The organism is Vibrio sp. R11-SG3-ISO9, from assembly GCF_059834255.1.
This window is the reverse complement of the sequence record NZ_JCBDGU010000052.1, coordinates 101,511-118,557: the sequence shown is the minus strand read 5'-3', so window position 1 is coordinate 118,557 and position 17,047 is coordinate 101,511. Positions and strand designations below refer to the sequence as shown.

Genomic DNA, 17,047 nt, shown 5'->3' with positions numbered 1-17,047 from the left:
CAAAACACGAAATGACAGTGTTTTAAACAGAAACCATGAACATGACATGGCGAATATTCAAATACTTAGACAATCACAGAAGGATCTCACTATGATTTACGCACAGCCTGGCAGTGACAATGCAGTCGTCAATTTTAAGGCTCAGTACGACAACTTTATTGGAGGGGAGTGGGTAAAGCCTACGTCCGGCGAATACTTTGACAATAGTTCTCCGGTCAATGGACAAGTTTACTGCCAAGTAGCGCGCTCGACAGAAGCGGACATCTCGTTAGCACTAGACGCAGCACATGCAGCGCGTGCAAGTTGGGCGGCGACCAGTGTTGCTGAACGCTCGAACATCCTACTTAAAATTGCCGACCGAATTGAAGCGAACCTAGAAGAGTTGGCCGTTGCAGAGACTTGGGAAAACGGTAAGCCAGTGCGAGAAACGTTGGCTGCGGATCTCCCTTTAGTTGTCGATCACTTCCGTTACTTCGCTGGCTGTATTCGCGCGCAAGAAGGCAGTGCAGCCGAGCTTGATTCAAACACCGCTAGCTACCATTTCCCAGAGCCAATTGGTGTAGTTGGTCAGATCATCCCTTGGAACTTCCCGATTCTAATGGCAGCTTGGAAACTAGCACCAGCACTGGCGGCAGGTTGTTGTGTGGTGATGAAGCCTGCCGAGCAAACACCAACGTCTATTTTGGTCATGATGGAGAAGATCGCCGACCTTCTGCCTGCTGGCGTAGTCAACATCGTTAATGGTTTCGGTAGTGAGGCGGGGCAAGCCCTAGCGACGAGCGATCGCATTGCGAAGTTAGCTTTTACCGGCTCAACTGAGGTTGGTCATCATATTCTAAAATGTGCTGCTGAAAGCTTGATCCCATCAACGGTAGAGCTGGGCGGCAAGTCTCCAAACATCTACTTCCCAGACATCTTTGATCATGAAGACGAGTACCTAGATAAGTGTGTCGAAGGTATGTTGCTGGCGTTCTTTAACCAAGGTGAGGTGTGTACTTGTCCTTCTCGTGTGCTGATTCATGAATCGGTATATGACAAGTTCATTGCGAAAGTGGTCGAGCGTGCTCAAACCATCAAGCAAGGCAACCCGCTAGATACAGACACTCAGGTTGGCGCACAAGCCTCTCAAGAGCAGTTTGATAAGATTCTTAGCTATCTAGAGATTGGCCGCCAAGAGGGTGCGAAAGTGCTAACTGGTGGTGAAATCGCGCAGCAGCCAGACGATCTTGGTAGCGGCTATTACATCCAGCCAACGATGCTGGCGGGTAACAACAAGATGCGTGTCTTCCAAGAAGAGATTTTCGGTCCTGTTATCGCAGTCACTACCTTTAAGGATGAAGCCGAGGCACTGGCGATCGCTAATGACACAGAATATGGCTTGGGTGCAGGTGTATGGACGCGTGATGCCAACCTTGCTTACCGCATGGGCCGTAATATCGAAGCTGGCCGTATTTGGGTGAACTGCTACCACGCTTACCCTGCACACGCCGCGTTTGGTGGTTACAAGAAATCAGGCATCGGCCGTGAGACGCATAAGATGATGCTTGATCATTACCAGAATACGAAGAACCTGCTGATCAGCTACGATACTAATCCGCTAGGCTTCTTCTAAAATAGATGTTCTTTAGAACTCTCAATTAAGTATTCACTAGCAACGAGTTGGCTAAAACAATCTAGGTAAAGTGAAAAGCAAAACGCCAAGTTCTTATGAGCTTGGCGTTTTTTAGTGTGTGCGAGATGTGCTAGCTAGGTTGAACGCGCTTGGACTTATTCTTCGGCGATAAAGCTGTTAGCGATTTGCGCTTCTTGCTTAATCATAAGCTGGTGCGCTGTCAGCATATGTTGCTGCATGATTTGCTTCGCTTTTATTGCGTCACTTTTGCTCAGCGCTTGCACAAGGTCGCGTTGGCTTTGCACGCCGGTACGCCACAGTTTGTGGTTTCCTGGTTCGTAAAGCTTGTGATAAATCGTCAGCTCAGTGAGCATTTGCGCGGTAAAACGTACCACAAACTTTAATAGCTCATTATCTGAATAGCTCGCCAATAAGCTGTGGAACTCTAGCGATGCGATGTGGTGTTCGCGCTCTTGATAAATATCTTCAGGCGGCGTTTGATACTTGTCGATTTGGTCGCTCAGTGCCTGCAATTGCGACTCGCTTAGTCTCCCCGCGAGGGAAGCCGCAATCTCCGGCTCAAGCGACAAACGCATTTGGTACAAATCTGATATCGAAGTGTTCTTAAAAAACAGGTAGTTACTTAAGAGTGACTGTGCTTTATTTTCGCTCATCTCACTCACGAACACACCGCCATTCGGGCCGGTTTTGGTCGACAAAATGCCTTGCGCTTCCAAGATTCGCATACTTTCACGAACCGTTCCTTTTGAAGCGTCAAACTTCTCCATAACCTCAAGCTCGTTAGGTAAACGATCCCCAGGCTGAAGTGCTTGCTCGACGATCCAGTTCTTGATCGATTCTGCTAATTCTTGTGTTCTACGTCTCTTCGCGCTTTTTGCCACATTATCCTCGCTGGGGTGTTATCCGTACCTATTGAATTCTGACGGAATTCCTCTGAATGTCACCTGTTTTCTTGCCCTAAAAACCCCGGCAAATCGGAGTGTTGAGTTATGAAACACTCCGATTATTGATCGAATCTTAGTCACAAAATATTTATTTATCATGATAAATAGCTTTTATTTGATATTTATCATGATAAATTGCCTGGGTGTACATGATCAGAATGGAATGATTTTAGATGGGTAAATTCGAAGAAACTGCCAGCTTAACGTGGGAGTGGCTAGAGTCTATTGCTCAATGCAGCCAAACATCCGATCCCGATAAAGAAGGGGTTACGCGTTTATGTGCGTCTAAAGAGCATGAAGAGGCAAACCGAAAGCTGCATGACTGGATGACAATGTCTGGTATGGAAGTTCGAATGGACAACGCGGCAAACTTAATTGGTCGTTACCCAAGTGCTAATCCAGATGCTAAGACACTGATCTTTGGCTCACACCAAGATACGGTGCCTAATGGGGGCAAATATGATGGGATCCTTGGCGTAATACTGCCAGTCGCACTGGTTAATTACTTTCACAACAACCAGTTAGAGTTCCCGTTTCATATTGATGTGATTGCTTTTAGTGACGAAGAGGGCACGCGCTTTCAATCGACACTTTTAGGCTCAAAAGCGATTTCAGGCATCTTCGATCCTGCGATGTTGGCAGCAGAAGACGCAAACGGCGTAAGCATGCGAGATGCTTTGGTGTCTTTTGGTTGTAACCCAGACCTCATTAGTGAAGACGCTTATGAGAAAGACAATGTGCTTGGTTTTGTTGAACTGCACATTGAGCAAGGTCCGCAGTTAGAGCAAGCCAACCTGCCTGTAGGGGTAGTGACGGCAATGACTGGGATTGAGCGCCATACCTTGTCGATCATTGGCAAAGCGAGCCATGCGGGCACAGTACCGATGAACCTACGCCAAGATGCGTTGGTAGGTGCAGCTCAAGTGATCCACATGTTTGATCAGCTTTGTAAGCGAGAAGAAGACCTAGTCGGTGTTGTGGGCAAAATTGCTAACTATCCGAATGGCGTCAACGTTATCCCTCAACAAACAGACATTACCATTGAGCTTCGTTCACCAAATGACGCTTCTCGTGTTAAAGCGCGAGAAGAGATGTTGGCAGATATCGATAGCCTGATGAATCAATACAACTTGGCTTACCGTCATGAACAGACTTATGAGCAATCAGCTGTGACTTGTGCTGATTCATTATCGTCAGTTTTAAGCAACGCGGTAAGTTTGTCGGGTATCACACCGAAACACCTATACAGCGGTGCAGGCCATGACGGCTTGGCGGTGAGTAAGCTCACCGATATCGCAATGCTGTTTATGCGTTGTACTGATGGCATTAGCCACCACCCAGACGAAGCCATTCTTCAGCAAGATTTGGTTGCTGCAGTCGAAGTGTTAAACCACTTCTGTCTATTGATGAAAGCAGAGCAAGAATAAACGATTCGAGATTTTGGTAGCAGTCTTTAACGGTATCTGAACAAAGTTCTGGTTATTGCCTGCTACAAATACCACAGAGCGCAGCTCTCAGGCGCTCCCTATACTAAGGAGAGATTTGGTTATGGATATGACAGAGAAAATGGAAACAGCAGAGAAGAGGGCATGGTATAAAAACGTACCAGACCCGATGGTTCTTATCTTTTTTATACTGGTAGCCACTTACCTTCTTACTTTTATCGTGCCAGCTGGTGAGTTTGAGCGCGTTGTCGTTGATGGTAGAACAACGGTTGTTGCTGATTCATTCACTTATATTGAAGGTGTTCCATCGGTACATTTCTTCGATATCTTCGTCTCTATTCCTAAAGGATTGATTAGCGCAGCACCTTACTTGTTTATTGTGTTTATCGCGGGCGGTCTATTCCATATTTTGCAACGCACTGGCGCATTAGAAAATGCCATCGGTGTTGCCGTAAACAAAGCTGGAATTAAAAACCGTAACCTAATCATTACGATAGGCACGTTCATCTATGGTTTCTTTGGTGTAGCGGTTGGCTTTGAAAACAACATCGCCTTAGTGCCAGTTGCGGTCCTGATCTCTGCGGCGGTTGGATACTCGAGCTTAGTGGGCACGGTGATGGCCGTAGGTGGTATCGGCGTGGGTTTTGCTCTGTCACCGATTAACCCGTACACGGTTGGTGTTGCACAAGGTATCGCGGAGCTTCCAATCTTCTCTGGTGCTTGGTTACGTACCGTTATGGTGCTTTCTTCTTTGGCATTACTGTCTTACTACATTTGTTCTCGTGTGACTAAAATGGAGTTCAAAGAGCCTGAAACAGCTGGTGGCCTGAGCAAAGACATCTCTGAATACCAACTCAATAAGAAAGACAAAATGACCTTGGGCGTTTTTCTTATTGGCTTAGGTATCATGCTTTACGGTGTGTTCGCTAATGGTTGGTACATCAACGAGATCGCAGGTCTTTTCTTATTGATGGCGATTGCGATTGGTATCGTGAACGGCTTGGGTGCAAACGCTATTGTGAAACAGATGATGGAAGGTGCGTCGGGCGTTACCTCTGGTGCCTTGGTGATCGGTGTTGCTGCCTCTATTCAAGTGATCCTTAACCAAGCGTCAATTATCGATACCATCGTTAATGCACTGAGTTCACTGATTCAAGATATGCCAATCGCGTTAGCTGCTATTGTGGCGAGTGTGGTTCAAGGCATCATCAACTTATTCATTCCTGGTGGTTCTGGTCAGGCGATGGTGACCATGCCGATCATGATCCCGGTTGCTGACTTAGCAGGTATGAGTCGCCAGCTGATGGTTACTGCATTCCAAGTAGGTGATGGCCTAACAAACCTTATTGTACCAACCTCTGGCGGCACGCTAGCGATGCTTGCGCTGGGTCGAGTCTCTTACGAGCAGTGGTTGAAAGCGATTGTGCCATTTATGTTGGTGGTTTATACCCTATGTTGGGTGGCGCTGTTCATTGGACAAATGATTGGTTACTAGTTTTTTTGGTGTTGAACATCTATGACAATTTCACTTATTCACGTTAATCCCAATACTGGTTTATCGGCTTCTATCTCTGCGACAGGAGGTGTGTCAGTCGGAGGCTATGTGAACCATAGCTGGCGAGGTGTCGGGGCGTGTGCAACTCAAGGGTTATTTACTAACCCTTGGTATGCAGACAAAGCGCGTGAGTTATTTATTCTCGGTAAGACGGCTGCTCAGGTGGTCGAATCTTTAAAAGCGGGCGATGCCGAATATTCAAAACGCCAATGCATGGTGATGGATAAAAATGGCGACAGCGCTTTTATTCATGGTGATGACAACATCCCTTATGTCGGCTCGATTGCTTACCCTACGATTGCCGTTGCTGGAAACATGCTAGAAAGTGACAAGGTTTTACAGGCCTTTTCAGACAGCTTTATCGCTCAAACGACGCAGAATCCAAGCTCAATCTTAGAAGATGGAGCGCCTGTTTATATAGATGACTATGAAGCAGAGCTACCAGAAATATTGATCACAGCATTGGAAGCCGCGTTGCAAGCGGGAGGAGACAAGCGAGGAACCTTTTCCGCATCACTCCGAGTAGAAAGCCTGACTAAAGCGCCGATTGATATTCGTGTTGATTGGGCTGATGGGTGCTTAATTAGTGAATTGCGAAAAGTACTGGGGCGTGTCCGCGAGGCGGGTTTTCAAGATTTTCTAAACAATCTACCAAACCAGTAAGGATGAAGGTTTAATCGAAATAAAAGCCAAGTGAGTTTCAAATCACTTGGCTTTTTTGTTTTCAATCATTGGGCGACTAAGCGTTAGTGCTTCGAAAAGAAGATCTCAGGCTTGTAAGTAGGCCCTTGATTACCCTCTAGCTGAGTCAGTTCCAAACCTCGCTTGCCCACCAAAGATTCAACCATATGGCGGTTGAACGGGAAGTTGCTCATATCGTTGATAAACTCTTGGATATCGACCCATTTGGCTTCTGCGATTTCATCCGTGTCTTGAATCGCAATCTCTTGAGTCTGAGCAATAAGGTGGCAAACAAAGTAGAGGTTTGATTTGCCAAACTGATATGGGTGGCGCGTTGCCATACCCACAACTGAAACGAACTTGGCTTCGATGCCCGTCTCTTCAAATGTTTCTCGAACCACAGACTCTTCAATACCCTCGCCAAGCTCAATGTGGCCACCTGGTAGTTTGTAGCCCTTCATACCGTGCTCTTTGATCATCAGCACTTGGTTATGCTCATTGGTGATTAACGCACCAGCACCCAAAGTATGGGTTGGGATGAAAGGTACAAACTCAACGATTTCGGATTTGTGGATCAGCGTAATCTCATCTTCTAGACAGTTATGGAACACAAAGCCTAATTCAGTTGCGACTGGGATAAGATGCGACAGGGAAATAGGCAGACTAATCCAAATAATGCCTTTGTCATTTTGCTTTGAAAATTCAGTGATCTGGTTCAGTTCGGCATTGAATGTGTTCGCATCATGAGGGACGCTTGCTGGGTCGATGATGATGCCGTTAAATTTGTCGAGCGTAAATTCCACGGGTGATCCTCTATTGTTTTGATTTATTGAGAGTCTTTATAGAGGGAGCTTATAACAGATGTAGAGCTTATGACACCCGAAAAGCTGGTGACATGGAGATTGCTTTGGAAAGCGGTAGGTAAGAAACAAAAACTGCGCTTGGAAACCAGAGCGCAGTCTTAAAGCGGGAGTTACTTGAGTTCGTATCTAACGAAAGTAGTTCGCATCAACGCTGACATACCAGTGTTGAAACTTACCGTCAGATTTTTCAATCCACAAATCGTTGGTGTAGCTCTCTATTTTGCCGTTTACCGTTAACTTGAATGTGTTCTCGTCGAAGTCGCCAAGCTTAACAAATTGATCGGTTGTAATTAGGAACGGGTCCATGTCGTCGACGTCACTGATGTCTGAAACCACATAGTAGTGATAGGTAAATGGCTTGGTCGCGTCATTTGGGTTGCTGCGATAGGCGACCAACTTGAACGGTTCTGTCAGTGGAAGGTCGAGCGTTTGCTTATCAATGGTGGCTGGAATTGGAATAAATAGCCAAGCGGTAAACAGGCCACTGAGCAGCACCATTAAAAAGAAAAGGGTTTTAATTGCTTTCATAGCAACCTTCAAAAATAGGGTGGATATAAGTGGGCTATGGTAGCCCGCGGCGCTGAAGATGCAAGTCCTCAAGCAGCGTATCGACCCGTTGCTTAACCTAGCTCAAACGCGAGCGACTCAATCGCCTCTTCGATGGTAACAAAATGTATTTTGGTCAGGCACACTTGAACTTTGTGAAACTCATGGGCACGAATCAGCTGGGTTACATCTTCTAAAGAGTATATACCTTGTTGGCGTTCGAGAAGTTCAGTCGTGGTGTAGGTGAGGAGGGAATAAGCATGCCCTTTGGCATCGATAATGCAATCTTGTTCACCGACGATGAGATCATGACTTTCTGATTGCAGTTGTTCGAACGACGCGATGTAAAACAGTTCGTGATCGCCATCTAGTTTGATAAATGCAGGCCAATTAATCATAGAGCAAGTATTCTATTTGATATCGAAGAAATCATCCTAATCCAACATTGGCGATACAGCAAACCTTTGATAGTGGTTCACCGTGTATTTGAAAAGACTCCAAAGAGGGGCAGGCAGTAGCCCCTCACTGAAGTTTAAGGTTAAGCGACGTCTTTAACCTCTTCTTGCAATGGCTGTTGCTCTAGTTTTGGTAGAGGGTTGCGTGACCCTACCGCCTCTTCAATAGAATTAAATCCATCCGCTTCCAATAGCTTAACAAGACCACGGTTGATTTCATTGATGCTCTGAGGACCGTCAAAGATCATGGTCGTAATCATGTGCAGCAAGCTAGCGCCAGAGGTGATTTTCTCGTATGCATCTTTGGCGGTGAATACGCCACCCACACCGATAATCGTCAGTTCGCCTCGGGTTCGGCGGTAGACATGACGAATCACATTGGTAGAGATACGCTGAAGCGGTAAACCACTCATTGCGCCTTTGTGATAAGGCAATTCATCTTTAACGTACTCTTGGTTATGAGATGGTTTTGCAAGGTTAGTGAGAACGACACCATCAATCTTGTATTCAACACAAGTGTCAACAATCACATTGATCTCATCCAGCTCTAAATCTGCTGCAAGCTTGACGTAAACTGGTCGCCCTTCAACACGGTTTTCATTCACAGCTGCTAGCAGTGCCCCGAGTTTTTCAGGATCTACAAAAGGTTCGCCATCTTGAGTATTTGGGCAACTGATATTGATCGTGAAGTAGTCGCCGATATCTTTGAACGCACGCAGTGTTTTCACGTAATCATCGATAGAATCTTGCAGGTCAAACTCAGGTGTGATGTTTGACTTCGCCGCGTTAATACCGACACGTAGTGGTCCAAAGTCTGTGCCTCGCAGGCGTGAAGAGATCTTCTCTGCGCCTTGGTTATTAAGGCCGTACCATACTAAGATGGACTTAGATTTCACCATTCGGAACAGTCGTTTACCTGGGTTACCCGGACAAACTTCGCCTGTAAATGATCCCAGTTCAGCTAAACCAAAGCCGATAGATGGGTAGATGCTGGTTAATTCCCCGTCCTTGTCAAAGCCGGCAGATAAACCAACTGGGTTTCTATATTCAATGCCATCTACTGTCGTATTAAGACTTTTGTGGTCGTAATTGAAAAATAGAGATGTGAGGGATCGGGTCAGGGAATATTTGCCTAAAAATACACCGACACGCTTAAACATGTAGTGTGCATCCTCTGGATCCATTAGAAATATAATAGGGCGGGCAATGCGGTACACAACTTTGAGCAAAAGGTTACGTATTCCTACGAGGGTACTCATTTCTTCTCTCTCCTAGATATTGGTTATTATAAAAATGAGGGGCTATTTTTCGTGCCGTTATAAATCTTAATGGTAATCATTCTCATTATCATCTATATTCTACCCAATGTGTGATGAGAGGCGACAATGAGAAAGATATTTGACCAGTTAGTGCAGAGGAAGCCGGCGCAGAGTAAAGCACCTGAAAAGTCTGAGCCACGAGCGCATTGGCAGCGCAGTGGCCATATCTACTATTTGCTTGATACTTTGAAACTCAGTTATGAGAGTCATTGTGGGCGAGTCACTTATGAGAAAATCAGTGTAGACTCGTTGCATGATCTTTGTGATGAGCTTGTTCGAGGGCGTCAGATAGCGCCACGAGAGACGGCTCATGTTCCAGAGCTTTTTAGTCTTTCTGTATGCGGAGTTTGCTGGGAAGAACTGGGAACTCAAATACGCACTAAAGCGATTCCTGAGGCGGCTTGTCTACGTTTTGAAAACATTGAACACAGCGCATCTGAAGCTAAGTTTCAAATGGTTGATCGCATGACAGATGACGGCGTCACTCCACTCGCACATCAATTTGGCTTTGATAAAGCGATACGCCGCGTGAACAACATTTCAGTGGATGAATTCATCCAGTTTCTGAAAAAATGCAATACGCACATTCCAGGTCACTTAGTGAATAAACTGGCCATACGCAGTGAAAACTTCGATTCAGTTTTTACATTGACGGAATCACACCTTCTTGAGCAAGTCTTGGAACAAGGGCCATTGCTCAATGTTAAATAGATTTTGATTATATGCGCAGTTTTAACCCTCATGTCGATAACACTATCAACATGAGGGTGTAGCCTTATGTCTAAGCTTTAGCTTTTGAAAAACACAGTGCATACATGGCAGGAATCACCAGAAGGACGACCGGCAGTGAGAACAGCAAGCCGTAGCCTAGCGTGAGTGACATTGGCCCCATGAACACATCAGTGCCGCCCAGACCATAAGCTAGAGGTAACAACCCTGCGACAGTCGTCAATGATGTCATCACAATTGGGCGCAGACGGCTGGTGGCAGCTTGTACTACAGCATCGATAGCCGCCAGACCTTGGTCTCTTAGCTCGTTGATGCGATTAATCAAAACCAGTGAGTTATTGACCACAACTCCAGTCATTCCCAATACTCCAATCAATCCAAATAGCGACATTGGCTGCATGTGAACTACCAGTGCCATTAGCGAAGCCATGATCGCAAATGGAATCACCACCATGATCAGCAGTGGTTGCAGTAGTGAGTTGAACATCACTGCAAGCACACAATAGATTGCCAGCATAGCGGCTGGGAACACCACCATAAATCCACTCATGGTTTCGTTGGTGCTTTCAGCCTCACCACCTACATCGATGGTGACGCTCGCTGGGTACTGCCCTGCCAATTCAGCAAGCAGTTCTGAAGAGAGAGCGACTGGGCTGATATTCTCATCGGATAGCGCCGCCGATACCGTCACTTCACGCTCACCGTTATAGTGCTTGATTAATCGAGGTATCTGAATCTGCTCGACCTTGGCTAAGCGGCTTAGTGGGACTTGCTCACCGTCCGATGTGTAGATCTTGGTTGTCTTGAGTTTTTCGATATCTCGGAACTTTTCGTCAAGTACCACGCGGATATCCACCTCTTGATCACCAAGCCACGTCGATGTTACTCGGTTGCCGTCAAAGCCTACGCGTAGGGCATTAGACAGATCAGTCACAGTTAGATTGTATTTCGCCAACCAGTGGTATTGCGGTACGATGTTCAGCTGTGGATCTTTCAGTGATTCACTGTGGTTAATACTGGTAACACCTTGATAGTTCTTTAGCCAATCCATTACTAATTCAACGGTTTGATTACGTTCAGGTTCTGTCCCACCTAGCACTCGCACCTCGACAGGGTCGCCCGGAGGTGGACCGCCCGCGTCGATTGAGAACTTGATAAACATCTCTTCGGAGAGGGCGCTCAGCTGCTCATTTAATGACGCAATGATCTGCTCGGCAGAGCGATCGCGTTGGTCAAAATTGGTCAGATTAATCACACCACTTGATACTGGAGAAGAGTAGGTAATTTCATAGCTGACCAATTCGCTTTCTGGTAGAGCTTCGATCGCTTGCTCAATTTTCTGGTGCGCCTGACGAACTTTATCAAGCGGTGTTCCAGCCTGAACTTCGGTATACACCTCAATGTATTTGCCTGCTTCGGTTGGGAAGATATCGACTTTCAATGTCGAGACTAAAACACCGGACAGCGCGCAGGTTGTGAATGCCGCGAGAATGACCGTTTTTTTGTATTTGAGAGCCATATTGAGCATGGCTTGATATTGATTGGTCACCCACTCTAAGCGGTCTTTCTCTTGTACTTTTGTGTTGCTGGCTTTCGCGGTCGCAAGGTGTGCAGGCAGGGTTAAGGTACATTCAATGAAAGAGAACACCAACGCCGCGATCACTGTCATCGGAATTACCGCGACGGCCTTACCCATGGTGCCGGGAATGAACAGCATAGGAATAAACACCAGTGCGGTGGTGACTAAGCTCGCCATCAAGGGCTTGATGACCTTAATCGTGCCCGAAACAGCGGCTTCAATACCCTGTTTACCCGCTTCTTTTTCTTGGAAGATGCTTTCAGCAATGATCACCGAGTCATCAACAATAATACCGATAACAAGCAGCAGCGCCGCTAAGGTAATACTGTCTAAATTAAGCCCCATGATCGGCAGCACGATCATCACACCCAGTACGCAGAACGGAATTGAAACTGACACCCAGAACGCCATACGACGTTGCAGAATTAAGCTCAGAATCAAAAGCACTAAGACTAAGCCGATGGCACCATTGGTTGCGACAATCGAAAATTTCTCGTCCATGTCTTTGCCAAGGTCGAGACCCGTTTGGAAGATAAAATCACCGCCGATGCGTTCACGCTCTTTATCCAGTACAGCCTCAATGTTAGCGATGGTTGAGATGACATCGGCACTGCCACTGTTGGTCACCGAGAAAATGATCGCTGGTTTACCGTTCATTACAGGATCTTCGGTTGGGCGTGCAAAGGTATCAAACACGGTCGCGACATCGGATACTCGAATCACTTGTCCTGAATCGAGCGCTTTGATGACGATGTTTTCCACGTCGCCCGTTGACTCAACCTTAGTCATGGTGACGATCTTCTGCTCTTGGCTCCAAGACTCAACAAAGCCGCCTGATTGCGATAGGTTGTGTTGCTCAATTGCGTTGCTGACTTGGTCAAAACTCAGTTGGTAGCGACGCGCTTTCTCTGGATCAACCTCGACCCAAAACTCGCGGTCATTGAAGCCTGACATTGTAATCGAGCCGACACCACTTAGGTTGTTGATCTTCTTTTCCAGTTGATACGCATAGTGCTGGAGTGAAGCCTCATCAAGATTGCTCTCAGATAGGCTAACACCAAAATGATACACATCTAGCGAAGAGGTTTTTTGCTGAGTCACAACAGGTGGCGCATCGATGTCTTTTGGCAGATTGCCTACGCGGTCAACGGCTTGTTGGATATCACGCAAAATGACAGTCGCGTCTTCACCGGGTTGGTACTCGACCTCGATGTAAGAGCGCCCTTCAGACGATTCCGATATGAAATAGGCGATACCATCAACAGAGCGTAGCTCTTTCTCTATTGGATTGGTGATGTTGAGCTCGACATCTTGCGCGGTCGCACCAGGATAGAAGGTCTCTATCTCGGCGGTATCCATAGCGACATCAGGATACTCTTGCAGGTTAAGCTGAGTGAGCGATACCGCCCCCGTAAATAGCACCATCACGGTGATGATGCGCGCTAAGAACTGGCGATTAGCAAAATATGCTAAGAAGTTCATGGTTACATGCCTTTGCTTAAACTAGGGTTAATGAAAGCGGTGTTCTGTTCGCTCAAAGAGAGGTCGGTCGATGCATACACAGACATGCCTGGCTTGAAGCTGTGAGCTTGGTTATCCACTTCAACAAACACTGGATAGGTGAGATTGTTCATCTCGACACCGATACGCTTCACTTGGGCTTCAGTCTTTTGCTGTGGGTTGGTTTCTGACCATACGAGAATGGTTTGGCCTACTGAAAAGTCTTTTAGGTCGTATTCGCTGGCCATGAAAGATAGGGTAACCGTGTCGATATTGACCACTTCATACAATAACTCACCTTCATTGACCCAAGCGCCTGACTGTGTCGCTTTGTTGGAGATATAGCCTGACAGCTGGGCGTTTATTTGGGTGCTTTCGAGATCGATTTTTGACTGTTGGTAATCTATTTCAGCAACAGAAACCGAAGCACTGGCACTGAGGAACTCGGCGCGTGCCGTGTCCAGTTCACCGACAGATAGACTGTTCTTCTTGAGCAGTTTTTGGTATCGCTGGTAAGTGGCTTCACGCAGAGCGAGGTCAGCTTTGGCAAGGGCAAGGTTGGCTTTTGCTTTGTTGACAAAGTTTTGAAAGTCATCGGCTTTTATGTGTGCCAGTTGCTGATTTTGGCTGACGGTATCGCCGACCTCTAGGTCTGACATTTCAACCACACCGGGTACTTCTGCAACCACACTTTGCTTGTTTAATCCCTGAACATGGCCAATCAATTCTGTTGCTTGGGCTGTCGCTGCACTCATCAATACAAGTAGCGTCATTAATTCAGTTTTCATGCTTTTACTCCACATTTCGTTAACACCATTGTGAAACGAGAACTGTCAAATTTAAGTCGAAAAGATGGCCAGTTTGGTGGTAAAGAAAGCAATAAATTGTAGAGAACTATGTTGAGTTATTTTATTGAGGAATATGGACAAATAGACATAATTTCGACTTTTTTTGGATTAAGCTTTAGCTTTGAATAGGAGTAAACAGATGCTAAAGCGAAGCCGTATCCTCGTCGTAGAGGACAATATAGAACTGCAAGGTATTATTGCTGATTTTCTTGAAGTGAAGGATGCGGTGGCTGATTTTGCTTCTGATGGAGATCAGGGCTTTGAGCTGGCTCTGAATCATGACTTCGATGCCATTATTCTGGATGTGATGCTGCCGAAACTCGATGGTATGCAGGTCGCTACCAAGCTTCGCCAAAATGGTGTGAGTACACCCATCCTGATGCTAACAGCCCTAAATGGACAACAAGATCTACTGAGCAGCTTTGATTCTGGTGCGGATGATTTTGTGAGTAAGCCTTTTCAGTTTCCTGAGCTAGAAGCGAGGCTTTGTGCCTTGATTAAACGCAATAGAGGCTTAGTCGCGCAAAAGACCTTGAGTTTTGCTGGCGTGACGATTGATGAGAAAGCTCATACTGCATCGCGACAAGGGCAGCTACTCTCCCTAACTCCAATTATGTTTCAGATCCTACGAGAGTTGGTTAAAGCCCAAGGTGATGTGGTAACGCGTGAGGCCCTAATCCATCTGCTTTGGGGAGATGATATCCCTGATAAAGATGTGCTGCGTAGCCACATTTACCTTCTGCGTAATGCGTTAGATAAACCGTTTGAAACTCCAATACTCAAGACAATCCCAAAGCATGGCTTTCAACTTGTTCTAACCAAATCTTAAGATATTGAGCGAACGGTGTAATGAAGATTAGAACCAAACTTGGAAACTCAATTGAAGATGTAAGAATCCGCGCGATGCGGACCTTTGCGCTGATCGCTTTTGTCTCTTCTTTTGCTGTGTTTTTAGTGTTCTCGCTCCGATTAGTGTGGCAGGAAGAGGCGCAAATTGAACGTCATCTGAGGTCATTTAAAGGTGTGGCAGAGCAGTTTTATGCAGTTTCACCCACCACTACATTAAAACTGTCGGAGTATGTGACGGTATATTATGGTGAAGAGGGGCTCACTGATCAGTTAAAGCAGCTCATGCCTATGCAGCTCGATACGGTCGATAGGCTTCATTTTGAGGTTCGTCCTTCCCAAGATGAGGCGATAGTGCCGGGCGTAATCGCCTATTATTTTGCTTTTCAGCATCAAGGTGACACGATTCCAACTTACATTGCGATCAGTTCATTCGAAATGGATCTTTGGGATGATAACTGGGGCGTCCTGATGGTGATCGCGACGTTACTGATGCTGTTTCTGATTATCGTACTGCGCATTACTCTAAAGCGCGTGTTTGATAGATTAGCCATGCCGATCACTAATCTCAGTCAACAGCTATTGAGTCATGACCAAGGATTCTCCGTATCAAAGAATTCGGTCGATGAATTGCAGCAGCTCACCGAGCACCTTAATAGCTACTCTGAAATGAAAGACCGCTTAGCTAAGCAGGAGCTGATGTTTGCCAAGTATGCCAGTCATGAGCTTAAAACGCCCATCGCGATCGTACTAGGTGCAGCAGAACTGCAGGCGATGAAGCCTAATGACAGCGAATTTCAAGCCAAACAGCGTGAACGCATATTAAGTGCTGCCAATGGTATGAGTGCAACCGTTGAGGTGCTGTTGAATATTGTGAAGCAGGAAAATGCCTCAATGGATTCGACACTGACTCCAGTCACTCAAGCGAATATCGACTTGTCAAAGTATCAAGCAATGTTGCCAGAAACAGTAGCATTGAACCTTGATGTTGCATCGAATACTCAGCTCAACATGCCTTTGCCAATTATCAATATGGTGCTCAAGAACTACATTGAAAATGCGATTCGATTTACTCAGCAGGGCAGTATTGATGTGACGATCAGTTCGAATGAAATTTCTGTGTCGGATACAGGCATAGGCTTGCAGAACAACGCCAAAGTTGAGCATGGATTAGGGCTTGTGATCGTCAGCCGAATTGGTGAAAGTTACGGCTGGACGTCAAGCATAGCCAATAATCGGGACATGTCTGAAGCGGCTCAATCAACTGGTTGCAAAGCCACTTTTACAAAGAAAATCAAACAGCCTGAATAAAAAATGCCAGTCGGGATATGACTGGCATTTAGATAGTTTACAGCGCTGGTTTGGAAGCTTGCGTGCAAGAGTTCTTAGAACAAGAAGCTGATGTTTAAGCCGAAACCGCCACTGTCTACAGTGTAGTCAACGCCTTTAACGGTATAGTCAATGTGAGTATAGCGAGCCCCTAATGCTAGACGGTTGTCAGCGCCGACATTAAATTGGTATTCATACTGTGCAATGAAGCCAAGGCTATCATCAAACTCAATAGTGTGATTACACGAGTTGCTAATATCGCACTTGTATTCCACGCCAGTATGGTAAGTAAGACCTAGGCCTAGGTTGTGATTATCGATGTTGTACAATCCAAGAAGCTCGAACGGGACACGCTCAAATGTCACTTCACCGTTTGAACCATCGACAGATGTACCTTTGTAGCCAACCGTTGCACGAACACGCCATGATTCAGCAACAGGTACGTCGACACCACCATAAATAAGGAGGCCTTCGTTAGACTCAATTTTGTCTGAGTCGCCATTTGTAAACTGCACGGTACTCATTGTCTCGCCGCCGAAGTCATAGCCTGCACCAATGACAAAGTCGAAAGGTGCTGCGTGAGCTTGAGATGCCAAAGCCATTAAAATTAAGCCAGAAGAAACACGACGTGTGTGTTTGAAGGTATTAGCCATTCCGTTACCACTTGATTTATAAGTATATAATTATGATTTCAATCGTTATAAAACTATTCTGAATTCGAATAGGTGGCGGACGGTATCATTTCAGATTTAATTTATAAAATACAAATGTGTAG

The 17,047-nt window shown here is 46.0% G+C and carries 15 protein-coding genes; 7 read left to right on the top strand and 8 right to left on the bottom strand.

Features of this window, described 5'->3' with window-relative positions:
* Window positions 1-91 precede the first annotated feature (91 nt).
* Window positions 92-1,612, top strand: coding sequence for an acetaldehyde dehydrogenase ExaC (gene exaC / locus AC6R05_RS19690; RefSeq protein ID WP_500648393.1), 1,521 nt, complete (start codon window positions 92-94; stop codon window positions 1,610-1,612).
* 155 nt (window positions 1,613-1,767) lie between these two features.
* Here the strand turns inward: exaC and AC6R05_RS19685 are convergent, their stop codons facing one another.
* A complete protein-coding gene (locus tag AC6R05_RS19685; RefSeq protein ID WP_500648392.1) occupies window positions 1,768-2,514 on the bottom strand; it encodes a FadR/GntR family transcriptional regulator in 747 nt (248 codons plus the stop codon).
* Between the two features lie 236 nt (window positions 2,515-2,750).
* Between AC6R05_RS19685 and AC6R05_RS19680 the strand changes: the two genes are divergently transcribed.
* The 3 genes from AC6R05_RS19680 to AC6R05_RS19670 all read left to right on the top strand — a co-directional run bounded on the left by AC6R05_RS19680 (window position 2,751) and on the right by AC6R05_RS19670 (window position 6,240).
* A complete protein-coding gene (locus tag AC6R05_RS19680) occupies window positions 2,751-4,004 on the top strand; it encodes a M20 family metallo-hydrolase (protein WP_500648391.1) in 1,254 nt (417 codons plus the stop codon).
* 121 nt (window positions 4,005-4,125) lie between these two features.
* A complete protein-coding gene (locus AC6R05_RS19675; RefSeq protein ID WP_408683490.1) occupies window positions 4,126-5,517 on the top strand; it encodes a YfcC family protein in 1,392 nt (463 codons plus the stop codon).
* Window positions 5,518-5,538: 21 nt separating this feature from the next.
* Entirely contained in the window at window positions 5,539-6,240 is a 702-nt protein-coding gene (locus AC6R05_RS19670) for a DUF1028 domain-containing protein (RefSeq protein WP_500648390.1), read from the top strand.
* Window positions 6,241-6,323: 83 nt separating this feature from the next.
* Here AC6R05_RS19670 and AC6R05_RS19665 read toward each other — a convergent pair whose 3' ends face one another.
* The 4 genes from AC6R05_RS19665 to AC6R05_RS19650 form a co-directional block, all read right to left on the bottom strand.
* Window positions 6,324-7,061, bottom strand: a complete 738-nt coding sequence (locus AC6R05_RS19665; protein ID WP_500648389.1) for an NUDIX hydrolase — start codon at window positions 7,059-7,061, stop codon at window positions 6,324-6,326.
* A gap of 186 nt (window positions 7,062-7,247) precedes the next feature.
* On the bottom strand, window positions 7,248-7,649 hold the full coding sequence (locus AC6R05_RS19660) for a hypothetical protein (protein WP_500648388.1): 402 nt from the start codon (window positions 7,647-7,649) through the stop codon (window positions 7,248-7,250).
* Between the two features lie 92 nt (window positions 7,650-7,741).
* Complete coding sequence (locus AC6R05_RS19655) at window positions 7,742-8,065, bottom strand: DUF4144 family protein (protein WP_500648387.1); 324 nt, start codon at window positions 8,063-8,065, stop codon at window positions 7,742-7,744.
* A gap of 140 nt (window positions 8,066-8,205) precedes the next feature.
* On the bottom strand, window positions 8,206-9,381 hold the full coding sequence (locus tag AC6R05_RS19650) for a quinone-dependent dihydroorotate dehydrogenase (RefSeq protein WP_500648386.1): 1,176 nt from the start codon (window positions 9,379-9,381) through the stop codon (window positions 8,206-8,208).
* 126 nt (window positions 9,382-9,507) lie between these two features.
* Between AC6R05_RS19650 and AC6R05_RS19645 the strand changes: the two genes are divergently transcribed.
* Window positions 9,508-10,152 carry a hypothetical protein gene (locus AC6R05_RS19645; RefSeq protein ID WP_500648385.1) on the top strand — a complete coding sequence of 215 codons (645 nt, stop codon included), beginning with the start codon at window positions 9,508-9,510 and terminating at the stop codon, window positions 10,150-10,152.
* A 70-nt stretch (window positions 10,153-10,222) separates the two neighbouring features.
* On the opposite strand, the gene AC6R05_RS19640 is transcribed toward AC6R05_RS19645, so the two are convergent.
* Together AC6R05_RS19640 and AC6R05_RS19635 are read right to left on the bottom strand one after the other, a co-directional pair.
* On the bottom strand, window positions 10,223-13,231 hold the full coding sequence (locus AC6R05_RS19640) for an efflux RND transporter permease subunit (protein WP_500648384.1): 3,009 nt from the start codon (window positions 13,229-13,231) through the stop codon (window positions 10,223-10,225).
* Between the two features lie 2 nt (window positions 13,232-13,233).
* Window positions 13,234-14,037: an efflux RND transporter periplasmic adaptor subunit gene (locus tag AC6R05_RS19635; RefSeq protein WP_500648383.1), complete on the bottom strand. Its 804-nt coding sequence runs from the start codon at window positions 14,035-14,037 to the stop codon at window positions 13,234-13,236.
* A gap of 199 nt (window positions 14,038-14,236) precedes the next feature.
* Between AC6R05_RS19635 and AC6R05_RS19630 the strand changes: the two genes are divergently transcribed.
* A complete protein-coding gene (locus AC6R05_RS19630) occupies window positions 14,237-14,926 on the top strand; it encodes a response regulator transcription factor (protein ID WP_500648382.1) in 690 nt (229 codons plus the stop codon).
* 74 nt (window positions 14,927-15,000) lie between these two features.
* Window positions 15,001-16,254 (top strand): sensor histidine kinase, encoded by a 1,254-nt coding sequence (locus AC6R05_RS19625; protein ID WP_500648458.1) that lies wholly within the window; start codon window positions 15,001-15,003, stop codon window positions 16,252-16,254.
* A 74-nt stretch (window positions 16,255-16,328) separates the two neighbouring features.
* Here AC6R05_RS19625 and AC6R05_RS19620 read toward each other — a convergent pair whose 3' ends face one another.
* Window positions 16,329-16,925: an outer membrane beta-barrel protein gene (locus AC6R05_RS19620; RefSeq protein WP_500648381.1), complete on the bottom strand. Its 597-nt coding sequence runs from the start codon at window positions 16,923-16,925 to the stop codon at window positions 16,329-16,331.
* Window positions 16,926-17,047 lie beyond the last annotated feature (122 nt).